This is a genomic window from endosymbiont of Ridgeia piscesae, assembly GCF_001443665.1.
In the GTDB taxonomy this organism is placed as follows: Bacteria; Pseudomonadota; Gammaproteobacteria; order Chromatiales; family Chromatiaceae; genus Endoriftia; species Endoriftia persephonae.
In genome coordinates, this window is sequence record NZ_KQ557116.1 from 212,884 (window position 1) to 226,020 (window position 13,137).

Genomic DNA, 13,137 nt, shown 5'->3' on the forward strand with positions numbered 1-13,137 from the left:
ATGAATGGTTTGCCAGCGGCAATCAGGAGCGGACTGGAAGAAGGCGTCAACACGCCGTCACGAGGGATAAAGCCCAAGTGGTTCCTGTACCTATTGCTTACCCTGTGGATTCTTCCGGTAACTGCGTTTGCAGATAATCAGCTGAAATCTATCGATTTCTCCGCACTCCCCGGCGATCAGCTTCAGCTCCGGTTGTCACTTTCCGAAAAGATTGTGTTGCCAGCCAGCTTTACGACCGAATCGCCGGCGCGAATCGCCTTGGACTTTGCAGAAGTAAGTAGCGCGCTCGACTATAAAACATTGCCGATTGGTGTTGGAGCCGTACAAAGTGTCACAGCCCTTGAGGCTGGAAACAGAACGCGGGTGGTGATCAACCTGATCAGCACAGTAGCATTCACTCTCAAAGTAGATGGCTTGGATGTGGTGTTGACCTTGGATGCGGGCAACCGGGGATTGGTTGAGTCACCGGAGAAAGGCACAGAAGTGCCTCAAGTCGCGACTGCAGTAGTTGCTAAAGCAGCTGGACATGCCGATAGCATTGAGGAGATCGATTTCAGACGCGGCACAGATGGAGAGGGTCGCGTTTTGGTGACGTTTTCAGATCCTACTATCGCAGTTGATGTGCGGGAAGAGGGTGGTCAGGTATTGATGGAGTTTTTTGGTGTGACTGTGCCGTCATCCTTGGTGCAAACTCTGGATGTGGTTGATTTCGCGACGCCCGTGACAAAGATTGAAACAAGGCCGCGAGGGGAAAATGTTATTGTTTCGATCTCCACAACAGGCGAATACGAATACATGGCGTATCAAGCAAATGATGTATTTGCTGTGGAATTGCGACCTTTGAGCAAAGCTGAAAAGGAAGCTTTGCAGAAAGAGCGGTTGGTTTATTCGGGAGATCGGCTATCGCTCAATTTTCAGGATATTGAAGTGCGATCGGTGTTGCAGTTATTGGCTGACTTTACCGGCCTCAATCTAGTGACTAGCGATACTGTTGGTGGACGGATCACTCTTCGCCTGAAAAATGTACCTTGGGATCAGGCGTTGGATATCATTCTCAAGTCCAAGGGCCTCTCAATGCGGCGCAATGATAATGTCATCATGGTTGCGCCAACTGAGGAGATTGCAGCGCGCGAGCAGCTGGAGCTGGAGTCGCAGCAAAAGATAGAAGAGCTTGCCCCGCTGAGATCGGAATTTATCCAGGTTAACTATGCAAAGGCCGCTGATCTGGCTTCATTATTGAAATCCTCCGAGAATCGTCTGCTGTCTGAGCGCGGTAACGTTACAGTAGATGTGCGGACCAATACCCTACTGGTGCAGGATACTGTTTCAAAGCTTGAAGATATTCGTCGACTGCTGCAAAGGCTTGATATCCCAGTGCGTCAGGTTCTGATTGAGTCCAGGATCGTGATTGCCAACAATGACTTTACCAAGGCGTTGGGTGTGCGATTTGGTGCAACTACCAGTGCCAGTGCGGGTAGTAATGAAGCCTTGATTGCTGGTGGAATGCCCGGCCATATCTCTTCATTCGGCATTGATAAGGGCACTTTTATGACGACGACTACCGGCCAGCCGATTGCCGCCGGTATTGAAATCCCCGCTGGCTCTGGAAATGAGGCGCTGATGGTAAACCTGCCGGCTACAGCGCCCTCTGGCGCCATCAACTTCCTGGTTGGTAAAGTGGGTTCTTATTTATTGCAGTTGGAGCTTTCTGCGATGCAGTCGGAGGGCAAAGGTGAGGTAATCTCAAGCCCGCGTGTTATCACTTCGGATCAGAATAAGGCAACCATCAAACAGGGCGTAGAGATTCCTTATCAGGAAGCCACATCAAGTGGTGCGACCTCTGTGAGTTTTAAAGAGGCAGTATTGAAACTAGACGTCACGCCTCATATAACCCCCGACGATAGAATTCGTATGGATCTTGAGATAAACAAGGACAGTCCGGACTTCTCCCGTTCTGTATTGGGTGTGCCGCCACTCGATACTCGTAAGATCGAGACGACTGTGCTGGTCGATAATGGGGAAACGATTGTTCTTGGTGGCGTATTTGAGCGAACCAAGACCCAGAACCGGGAGCAGGTTCCGCTTTTCGGTGATCTGCCTTATGTTGGGGTTCTGTTCCGAAAAACAGAAAATACGGATGAAAACCGAGAGCTTCTGATCTTTGTGACGCCAAAGATTCTTAAGGAATCCCTTCGAATTCGCTAGGCACATCGATCGTTAAATATACAGGCGCGCCTTTTGGCGCGCCTTTTCTGTTTTAGAGTACCTTTTGCAGGTGCATCGTCAAATGGATATATCTGAGTTCAATGGCTAGGCGACAAAGTCTTTTTTTGATTGGCCCGATGGGGGCTGGTAAAAGCACAGTTGGCAGGCAGTTAGCTGAAGTGCTTGGTATGGATTTTCTGGATTCGGATCTCGAGATCCAGAAGCGCACCGGCGTTGATATCCCCACTATTTTTGAATTCGAAGGCGAGGAAGGATTTCGCAAACGTGAGGCCGTGGTTATTGATGAACTGACCGGTAAGGATTCGATTGTCCTGGCGACAGGTGGAGGTGCTGTATTGCGTGATGAGAACCGGCGCAATCTTTCATCGCGGGGTCTTGTAGTTTACCTCTACTGCTCGCCAGAACAGCAGTTTGAGAGGACATGCAGAGACAAAAGTCGTCCTCTGTTGCAGACAGAAAATCCTCTTGCCAAGTTGCAGGAGTTGATGGCGATACGGGATCCGCTCTATAGACAGACCGCGGACATAGTGATTGCAACTGAGCAGCGGAATGCCCAGGCTGTTGCGAGAGAGATCAGTAAACGTCTGGAGTTGATTGACTGATGAGTATCATTTAGGTGGTTGGTGAGAGTTGCATATGTCTACAAATACTTTGACTGTTGAACTTGGCGAACGAAGTTACCCGATCTATATCGGAGAAGCGATCCACCACCAGGCAGAGTTCTATCGTCGCCATATTACAGGTAGGCAAGTAATGGTGGTGACGAATGAGACCATTGCTCCGCTCTACCTTGATGAGACCCTGTCTGCATTGTCTGGGTATGATGTGGCCACGATCATCCTGCCTGATGGAGAGCAGTATAAGACTCTGGAGACGCTGAACAAGGTCTTTACCGGCCTGCTTGAACATCGCTTTACCCGCAAGGCGACGCTGGTGGCACTTGGGGGCGGCGTGATCGGTGATATAACGGGGTTTGCGGCGGCATCGTACCAGCGGGGGATTCCGTTTATCCAGGTTCCGACAACACTGCTTTCCCAAGTCGATTCATCCGTTGGTGGTAAGACCGGTGTGAATCACGCGCTCGGGAAAAATATGATCGGTGCCTTCTATCAGCCGCTTGCGGTGTTGGCGGATACTGCGACACTCAACACACTGGATGAACGCCAATTGGCGGCGGGCATCGCCGAGGTGATCAAATATGGCCTGATTGTCGATTCAGCCTTCTTTAGTTGGCTGGAGCAGAATATGGATCGACTCCTGAGCCGGGAGCCAGCCGCCCTCGCCCATGCTATCGAGATCTCCTGCCGTTGCAAGGCAGACGTTGTGGCGGCGGATGAGCGGGAATCTAGTCAGCGCGCCCTGCTCAATTTTGGCCATACATTTGGTCATGCGATTGAGACAGGGATGGGCTACGGAGCCTGGCTGCATGGTGAGGCGGTGGCAGCGGGCATGAGCATGGCGGCCAATCTTTCACACAGGATGGGCTGGATAACAGAAGATGACCTGCAGCGTTGTTGCAGCCTGATTGAGCGGGCTGGGCTGCCGATCCGGCCTCCCGCTGAGATCAGTCCGGATCGGTTTCTGCAGCTGATGGCGGTCGACAAGAAGGTACTGGATGGGCGACTCCGTCTCGTATTACTGAAGGGAATTGGGCAATCAGTTGTTACGGATGATTTTGACCATCAGGCTTTGCTGGAAACGTTGGAGTCGTATCGGTAATAATCCGCCTCTCCTGAAAGGTGTGCAGTGGTGATCAGTAGTGATTTTTTTTCAACTCCAGAGCTGACGCAGCGCCTCGATCTGCTTCGACACCTGATTGAAAACAGCGAGTTGCTTCCTGTCGTGCGGGGTGCGGCCGGTGTTGGTAAAAGTGCCATCGTTGCCCAGCTGCGTAAGCAAGCTCCGGAGTCCTGGCAGGTTTGCCTCGTCGATGCGACGCCCCTGACTCAGCCTGATGTGGTGATCTCGACGATCTGCCGTTGCTTCGGCATTGCGCAGGAGGAGCAGTGGTCAAAGGCGCTGAGCAAGCACTTTCAGATGCTGCGCGCTCAGGGCGTGACGCCAGTGATCCTTGTTGACGATGCTCACGAGCTTCCCCACTCTGCGATCATCACCTTGATGCGAATCTTTGAGAAGCAGATCGACGGCCGCCCTCAGGCCAGTCTCGTCCTGTTTGGTAATCCACGGGTCGATACGATACTGACAGCCGCCCCAATTCGGGCAATGGCGACTGACAAACTTCATGTGATTGATCTGCCGGTGATTTCTTTGGAGCATGTCCGCGCCTTCATGGAGTTTATTATCCGTGCCGAGGAGTTGCCGGCACGGCTTGGGTTGAATAACGCACTGCTTGAGCGAATCCACCGCGAGACGGGAGGCAGGCCTGGCGCTCTTGCTTCCTCGATTCTGGATGCGCTCGGGGAGGCAGAAGAGGGCGCGGCTTCGTCTAAGGCTAGCAATATGGCGGTGATCAAGCGCACCGGGATTGCGGTCGTGGTCTTATTGTTAGGTGGCATCCTGCTGTTTCAAGAGCAGATCAATCGTCTTATCGACCCCGGTGTAATCAAGCGTGGTGCGGATCGGCAAACGTTGCCGGTGGAGTCAGAGATGCTGATGCTGGGTGAACTGGACCAGCTTGTCCCGGCGCCGAAACAGACTCCGGCTGAAGTGCCGCGCCAGGAGCCTGCTCTGGTGCTGGCGAACCAGTCTGACGTAGAGGCCGGGCAAGCTCCGGCATCTCCACCAGTGCAAATCGACTCTGCGCCAGTCACACCAGCAGAGTCTGTGCAAATATCCGAAGTGAAGGCGCCAGCCGATGCGGAATCACCGGAGCCGGAATCAATGCCCGTTGAGGTGGCTGAGGTGCCATTAGAGCAGCAGCCAGTGTCGACTGACGACGAAGTGGCTGTGGTCGATGAGCCTGTGATGGTGGATGAGGTGACGGCATCTGAGCCGGAGGAAAATTCCGATCTGGTCCAGCAGGCGCCTGATGCTGCGCCTGAGGTGGGCGGTGAAGATGAAGCCCGAACTGCTGCTGAGTTTGAGTCTGAGCAGAGTGGTGATGCGACTGCTGCCACCGAGACTGAGGATGCCGAAACCTCCGGTGAATCGCCGACTGCTGTCGCGGAGGCGAAGCAAGAGCTGGAGCTGCTGCCTGCGGCTGGCCTGTTGGAGGCAGTCAGTGTAAAAGACAAAAAAGGGGACACGCCAGCGCAGGCTTCTGAGCCGTTTCGACGCGATGCGTGGCTCAAGAGCCAGAAGCCGGATGCCTACGCAATCCAGATGCTGGGTGTCGGTCGGCTTGAGTCATTACTGGAGTTTGTGCGGCGTCATGGGCTGGAGGAGCGGGCGATCTATTTTGAGTCGCGTCGCAATAACAAACCCTGGCATGTGCTGCTGTGGGGTGTCTATCCTGACAGGAAGAGCGCGAAGGCGGCTCAGGCAGAGCTTCCGGCCTCGCTGCGGCGAAAAACGCTCTGGATTCGCGGTCTGGGTTCGATCCAATCGAGCATGCTTGAATCACCTCGATAGACGAGGCAAAACATCTATATTTCAGTCGCTTAAGAGCAGAATGCCTGCTTCACTCTGGAGCTGGATAGCCTCCCGTTAGGCTGTTGATTGTCAAGCACTGGCTTGTGCTCCATTTCTCATATATGCTACGCGGTTTCGTGCGCGCCATATTGCGTTGCAGCAGGTGCTATTGCCCGGCGATCAGCGCCAAACAGGATTCAACTGCCTTGAATAAGCGCCAAATGTCTGGTTTATATCCGGCCTTGGTGTATTAATCGACCTTAGAGGTTTTGCAATGAACCAAGGTGCTTTACCTCCGCGCCAGGGGTTGTACGATCCCGCCAACGAACATGATGCCTGTGGTGTCGGCTTTGTTGCCAACATCAAGGGCGAGAAGAGCCACCAGATCGTCCAGCAGGGGCTGGAGATTCTTGATCGACTGACCCACCGTGGCGCAGTCGGTGCCGACCCCAAGGCGGGTGACGGTGCTGGCATCCTGATGCAGTTGCCTGATGCCTTCTTCCGCGCAGTCATCGATTTTGATCTGCCGGCGGTGGGTGAGTACGCGATTGGCATGCTGTTTCTGCCGCGTAACGAGGCGAGCCGCACTGTCTGCGAAGAGGTCGTCGAGCGCCTTATCAAGGAAGAAGGCCAGCAGCTGATCGGCTGGCGTGATGTGCCGGTAGACAACAGTGGTCTCGGCTACAGCGTGACCCCGACCGAGCCGGTGGTGCGTCAGGTGATCGTGGCGCGTGGCGACAACTGCGCAGATCAGGAAGCCTTCGAGCGCAAACTGTTTGTGATCCGCAAGCAGATCGAACAGCTGGTGCGTAAGGCTGAGATGGAAGGCGGTAGCTCCTTCTACTTCAGCTCCTTCTCCTCGCGCACCATCGTCTACAAAGGCATGCTGCTGTCGAACCAGGTCGGTGAGTACTATGAAGATCTGCGTGATGAGCGGATGACCAGCGCCCTGGCGCTGGTGCATCAGCGCTTTTCCACCAACACTTTCCCCACCTGGGATTTGGCCCACCCCTTTCGCATGATCGCCCACAACGGTGAGATCAACACCCTGCGCGGCAATGTCAACTGGATGCGGGCGCGTAAGCACTCGATGGCCTCGGGTATCCTGGGCGAGGATCTGGAAAAGATCTGGCCGCTGATCCCGGAAGGCCAGTCCGACTCGGCCTGCTTCGATAACGCCTTGGAGCTGCTGGTGGCCGGCGGTTACAGCCTCTCTCACGCGATGATGATGCTGATCCCAGAAGCCTGGGGTGGTAACAAGCAGATGGACCAGCAGCGCCGCGCCTTCTACGAATACCATGCGGCCCTGATGGAGCCCTGGGATGGCCCCGCCGCAGTCGCCTTCACCGATGGTCGGCAGATCGGCGCCACTCTCGACCGCAACGGCCTGCGTCCTGCCCGTTACCTGATCACAGAGGACAATCTGGTGGTGATGGCCTCTGAGATGGGCGTGCTCGATATCCCGGAAGAGAAGATCGTCAAGAAGTGGCGTTTGCAGCCAGGCAAGATGTTTCTCATCGATATGGAGCAGGGGCGCATCATCGACGATGCTGAGCTGAAACAGCAGATCGCCAGCGCCAAGCCTTACCAGGCGTGGCTCGATAAGACCCAGATCCACCTGGACGCCCTCCCCTCAGATGTCGCTCCAATGGCTCCGGATGGCGCGACTCTGCTGCGCGCTCAGCAGGCCTTCGGCTACAGCCAGGAGGACATCAAATTCTTGCTCACGCCGATGGTGCTGACTGGTCAGGAGGGCACCGGCTCGATGGGCGCAGACAACCCGCCCTCGGTGCTGTCGCTGCGTGCCAAGCATCTCTCCACCTATTTCAAGCAGAACTTCGCCCAGGTGACCAATCCGCCGATCGACCCGATCCGCGAGGAGATCGTGATGTCGCTGGTGAGCCTGATCGGGCCGCGGCCAAACCTGCTGAACCTCTCCGATGCGGGTCGACAAAAACGCCTGGAGGTCTCCCAGCCGGTGCTGACCAATGAGGACCTGGAGCGCATCCGCCACATCGAAGACAATACGGGTGGTGCCTTCCGCACCAAGACCCTGCATATCAGCTACCCTGTCAGCGAGGGCGCGGCAGGGATGAAGGCGGCGCTGAGCGCGCTCTGCGAACTGGCAGAGCAGAGTGTTGAAGAGGGCTACAACATTCTGATTCTCTCCGACCGCCGGGTCGATGCCGACAACATCGGCATCCCGGCGCTGCTGGCCACCTCTGCGGTGCACCACCACCTGATCCGTAAAGGGCTGCGTACTGAGTCGGGGTTGGTGGTCGAGACTGGTGGCGCGTTGGAGATACACCACTTCGCCACACTCGCCGGCTACGGTGCCGAGGCGGTCAATCCCTATCTCGCCTTCGATACCATTCAGGCGCAGCTCGCCTCACTGCCTGAGCCGCTGGCGTTTGCCGAAGCCCAGGCCCGCTACATCAAGGCGATTGGTAAGGGGCTGAAGAAGGTGATGTCGAAGATGGGCATCTCCACCTACCAATCCTACTGCGGTGCGCAGATCTTCGATGCGGTGGGTCTCTCCAGTGCCTTCATCGACGACTACTTCAGCGGTACCACCACCACCATCGAAGGTGCGGGCTTGTTGGAGGTTGCCGCCGAGGCAGTGAAGTGGCATGGCAAGGCCTTTGGTGAGCAGCAGATCTACCAGAAGCATCTCGATGTGGGCGGCGACTACGCTTACCGGCTACGTGGTGAGGATCACAACTGGACCCCTGAGAGCATCGCCAAGATGCAACACGCGGTACGTGCCAACGACTGGAACAGCTACGAGGCGTTCGCTAAGTCGATCAACGAACAGAATGAGGTCCTGCTGACTCTGCGCGGCCTGTTCGAGTTCAAGTTTGCCGAGCAGCCGATCCCGCTGGACGAGGTCGAGCCGGCTAAGGAGATCGTAAAACGTTTCGTTACCGGCGCCATGTCCTTCGGCTCCATCTCCTATGAGGCTCACTCCACCCTGGCGGTGGCGATGAACCAGATCGGCGGCAAGTCGAACACCGGTGAGGGCGGCGAGGAGCCCGCGCGCTTCAATCCGCTGCCGGACGGTTCGCGTAACCCGGAGCGTTCCGCCATCAAGCAGGTCGCCTCCGGCCGTTTTGGCGTGACCACCGAGTATCTGGTCAATTCCGATGATATTCAGATTAAGATGGCCCAGGGCGCCAAGCCCGGTGAGGGTGGTCAGCTGCCGGGCCACAAGGTCAACCAGCAGATCGCACGGGTACGCCACTCCACCCCGGGTGTGGGGCTGATCTCGCCGCCGCCGCACCACGACATCTATTCGATCGAGGATCTGGCCCAGCTGATCCACGACCTGAAGAACGTACAGCCCAAGGCGCGGATCAGCGTCAAGCTGGTCTCGGAGGTGGGTGTGGGCACGGTTGCCGCTGGCGTTTCCAAGGCCCACGCCGACCATGTCACCATCTCTGGCTACGACGGCGGCACTGGCGCCTCGCCGCTGACCTCGATCAAGCACGCCGGTTCGCCCTGGGAGATCGGCCTCGCCGAGACCCACCAGACTCTGGTGCTGAACCGCCTGCGCTCACGCATCGCGGTACAGGCTGACGGCGGCATGCGCACCGGTCGTGACGTGGTGATCGCCGCCCTGCTGGGCGCCGATGAGGTCGGCTTCGCCACCGCACCGCTGATCGCTGAAGGCTGCTTGATGATGCGCAAGTGCCACCTCAACACCTGCCCGGTGGGCATCGCCACTCAGGATCCTGAGCTGCGCAAGCGTTTCACCGGCAAGCCTGAGCATGTGGTCAACTACTTCTTCTTCGTCGCCGAGGAAGCGCGTCGTTTGATGGCGAAGCTCGGCTTCCGCAGCTTTGGCGAGATGATTGGGCAGTCCGAGCGTCTCGACATGCGCAAGGCGATCGGCCACTGGAAGGCGAAGGGGCTCGACTACTCCCGGCTGCTGGCCAAGCCGCAAGCCGCCGAGGGCGATGCGGTCTACAATAGCGAGCGCCAGGACCATGGTCTCGACAAGGCGATCGACAACGAGCTGATCAAACAGGCCGCACCCGCCCTGGAGAGGGGCGAGGCAGTGAAGATTGCGATCGACATTCACAACTACAACCGCACCTTTGGCACTATGCTCTCTGGTCGGTTGGCGGAGCGGTACGGCTTCGCTGGGCTGCCGGATGACACCGTCTATATCAAGGTGAAAGGCACTGCTGGCCAGTCCTTTGGGGCCTGGGTGACCAAAGGCGTAACCCTGGAGTTGGCCGGTGAAGGCAACGACTATGTCGGCAAGGGCCTCTCTGGCGGACGTCTGGTGATCTACCCGCCTAGCGAGTCGAAGATCGGCAAGGCGGAGGAGAACATCATCGTTGGTAACACTGTGCTGTACGGTGCGATCTCCGGTGAGTGTTACTTCCGCGGGGTCGGCGGTGAGCGTTTCTGCGTGCGTAACTCCGGTGCCAGCGCAGTGGTAGAGGGCGTGGGCGACCACGGCTGTGAATACATGACCGGTGGTGTCGTGGTGGTGCTCGGTAGCACCGGCCGTAACTTCGCTGCAGGCATGTCGGGCGGTATCGCCTATGTGCTCGACGAGGCGGGCGACTTCGAGGCTCGCTGCAACCTGGCTCAGGTTGAGCTCGAGCCGATCGCCGAAGAGGACGACGCGCTGGAGGCGCTGGAGCACCAGGGCGGTGATCTGGAGACCCATGGTCGGGTTGATGTCAGTCACGACATGACCCGCTTCGACGCGATCCGCCTCAAGCAGCTGATCGCAAACCACCTGCACTACACCAATTCTGAGGTTGCGAGGAACATTCTTGACAACTGGGAGGCGTACCTGCCGAAGTTCGTCAAGGTGATGCCGGTGGAGTACCGTCGCGCACTGAAAGCGATGCAGGCAGAGAAGCAGGCCGGGGCCGTCGCCTGATAGCCATTGATTATTGGTCCGCGAAAAACGCAAGACACGCAAAGAGTTTATTGTTTTGCGTTCCTCGCGGATAAAAACCGGAGTTAACTAACGATGGGTAAGCCCACAGGTTTCAAAGAGTTTCCGCGTCAGGACCGCGGCTATGCGCCGGTCGCCGACCGGCTGACTCACTACGGCGAGTTTATGATTCCGCTCAGCGATGAGGCGCTGAGTCAGCAGGGCGCACGCTGCATGGATTGTGGTATCCCCTTCTGCCATCAGGGCTGTCCGGTGAACAACATCATCCCCGACTGGAACGACCTGGTCTATCGGGGCGAGTGGCGCGCCGCCATCGATGTGCTGCACTCCACCAACAACTTCCCTGAGTTCACCGGTCGGATCTGCCCTGCCCCCTGTGAGGCGGCCTGCACACTCAATCTTGACGATGTTCCGGTAACCATCAAGACGCTCGAATACAGCATCATCGAGCGGGCCTGGGAAGAGGGCTGGGTGACGCCGCAGATCCCACGCCACAAGAGTGGCAAGCGGGTTGCGGTGGTCGGCTCCGGTCCTGCCGGCATGGCGGCGGCGCAGCAGCTGGCCCGTGCTGGCCATGCGGTGGTGATCTACGAAAGGCAGAATCGCATTGGCGGTCTGCTGCGCTACGGCATTCCCGACTTCAAGCTGGACAAGAAGGTGATCGACCGGCGCATGGCGCAGATGCGTGCGGAAGGGGTCGAGTTTAAGACCAACGTGCATGTAGGTGTCGACATCAAGGCGAAGCAGCTGCTCGAGGCGTACGATGCAGTGGTGCTGACCGGCGGTTCTGAGAAACCCAGGGATCTGCCGATTCCGGGGCGCGAACTGCGGGGCGTCGAGTTCGCCATGGATTTTCTGCGCACCAACAGCCGTCGGGTGCAGGGTGACCAGATCCCCGAGGATGAGTTTATCTCTGCCGAAGGCAAGCATGTGGTGGTGATCGGCGGTGGTGATACCGGCTCCGACTGCATCGGTACCTCCAACCGACATGGCGCAGCCTCCGTCACCCAGCTGGAGATCATGCCGCAGCCGCCGGAGAAGGAGGACAAATCCCTCACCTGGCCCAACTGGCCCAACAAGATGCGCACCTCCTCCTCTCAGGAAGAGGGCTGCGAGCGTATCTGGCAGGTCGCCACCAAGGCGTTTGTCGACGATGGCAACGGCCAGGTCAGGGCGGTGAAGTGCGTCAAGGTCGAATGGAATAAGGATGATGCGGGCAACTGGCAGATGTCCGAGGTCGAGGGCTCTGAGTTCGAACTAAAGGCCGATCTGATTACCCTGGCGATGGGCTTTGTCCATCCGGTTCACGAGGGCATGCTCGAAGAGCTGGGCGTGGAGCTGGATGGCCGCGGCAACGTCAAGGGTGAGACCGAAGGTGTGGATGCCTATAAGACCTCGATCGAGGGGGTCTATGCGGCGGGAGATATGCGCCGGGGGCAGTCGCTGGTGGTCTGGGCGATCCGTGAGGGGCGTCAGTGCGCCAAGGCGGTGGACGAATATCTGATGGGTTCGTCTGATCTACCTCGCTAAGATTGAGTTATCGGGCTGGCTAAAAAAGGGGCTGCGGCCCCTTTTTTGTGGTTACCACTCAGGTCAGATGGAAAACCGTCAGCTCCTGGTCGGGATTGAAGCGCCAGTCGATGTGGGTCCAGCTGGGGGCAATCTCCAGTCCACCAATGTTGAAGCGCTGGTACTTCTCCTGAATGATCGCCTGCATCTCCTGGGGCGTGAGGCCGACACAGATGATGTCGTAGGCATTGGCAATGGCATGTTGTGAGGTGGCCGAAAAGTAGGGGCTCTCGGGGGTTCGCAAACCACTCCACTCTCTCTCCACCGCTGTGATAGTTGTTGATTATGAGCGGCTTGCCAAGATATTTGCTCAGCTTGATGAGATTCTTATAGGCGCGCCGGTTAACGAAATTCCAAGCCCGCTGCTCGCCAAATCGGGTGTAGATTGCCGGTGGCACCAATTCGGCAAGGTGGAAATAGTCACTCATTGTTCTCTCCTTTCAGTTTGATCAGGTCAGTGACGAGGGTGGCCGGCAAATTGTCTAATAACAGCGGGATTAAATCATCGTGTATGGCTGAGGTGCGTGATCCTGATAGAAAAGAGTGTAGTTGACCTGCCTGGGTGATTGGCTAAGCTGAAGAAATAGCTTGGTTTTATGGAGACTTCAGGTCGGTTATGCTGCTCCTTGTCGTTGCAAGCAGAGAAGCCGAGGTTTTCATGAAGGAGAAGTTGATGGTGCTTCCTAGCACCCATTTTGAGCAGATCAGGGTAGTCTCGATTCCCAGTGATCTGGATGCCAGTGAGGCGTTTCGCTATGCCACCGGCATTATTGCCCAGGCCGAGGAGTCGGAGGGCGACTATTAATCGTTCCGAAAGTATTGGCAGTGTATACTGCTTTCCATGGCTACGATAAAAGAACAGCGTGATCAGAAAAGGAAAGATGTAGTGGAGG

8 protein-coding genes are annotated in these 13,137 nt (G+C 57.0%); 7 read left to right on the top strand and 1 reads right to left on the bottom strand.

The window, feature by feature from the left end:
* From pilQ to Ga0074115_RS02180, 6 genes are all read left to right on the top strand, one after another.
* Complete coding sequence (gene pilQ, locus Ga0074115_RS02155) at positions 1-2,205, top strand: type IV pilus secretin PilQ (protein ID WP_060528156.1); 2,205 nt, start codon at positions 1-3, stop codon at positions 2,203-2,205.
* A gap of 101 nt (positions 2,206-2,306) precedes the next feature.
* On the top strand, positions 2,307-2,828 hold the full coding sequence (aroK, locus tag Ga0074115_RS02160; RefSeq protein ID WP_005958494.1) for a shikimate kinase AroK: 522 nt from the start codon (positions 2,307-2,309) through the stop codon (positions 2,826-2,828).
* Between the two features lie 34 nt (positions 2,829-2,862).
* Entirely contained in the window at positions 2,863-3,945 is a 1,083-nt protein-coding gene (aroB, locus tag Ga0074115_RS02165) for a 3-dehydroquinate synthase (RefSeq protein ID WP_057956458.1), read from the top strand.
* 30 nt (positions 3,946-3,975) lie between these two features.
* On the top strand, positions 3,976-5,757 hold the full coding sequence (locus Ga0074115_RS02170; protein ID WP_232432856.1) for an AAA family ATPase: 1,782 nt from the start codon (positions 3,976-3,978) through the stop codon (positions 5,755-5,757).
* Positions 5,758-6,031: 274 nt separating this feature from the next.
* Entirely contained in the window at positions 6,032-10,657 is a 4,626-nt protein-coding gene (gene gltB, locus Ga0074115_RS02175) for a glutamate synthase large subunit (RefSeq protein WP_057956460.1), read from the top strand.
* A 93-nt stretch (positions 10,658-10,750) separates the two neighbouring features.
* Positions 10,751-12,205, top strand: coding sequence for a glutamate synthase subunit beta (locus tag Ga0074115_RS02180; RefSeq protein WP_057956461.1), 1,455 nt, complete (start codon positions 10,751-10,753; stop codon positions 12,203-12,205).
* A 58-nt stretch (positions 12,206-12,263) separates the two neighbouring features.
* Here the strand turns inward: Ga0074115_RS02180 and Ga0074115_RS16535 are convergent, their stop codons facing one another.
* Positions 12,264-12,488 carry a hypothetical protein gene (locus tag Ga0074115_RS16535; protein WP_232432857.1) on the bottom strand — a complete coding sequence of 75 codons (225 nt, stop codon included), beginning with the start codon at positions 12,486-12,488 and terminating at the stop codon, positions 12,264-12,266.
* A gap of 429 nt (positions 12,489-12,917) precedes the next feature.
* Between Ga0074115_RS16535 and Ga0074115_RS17030 the strand changes: the two genes are divergently transcribed.
* On the top strand, positions 12,918-13,049 hold the full coding sequence (locus Ga0074115_RS17030; RefSeq protein WP_269747020.1) for a hypothetical protein: 132 nt from the start codon (positions 12,918-12,920) through the stop codon (positions 13,047-13,049).
* Positions 13,050-13,137 lie beyond the last annotated feature (88 nt).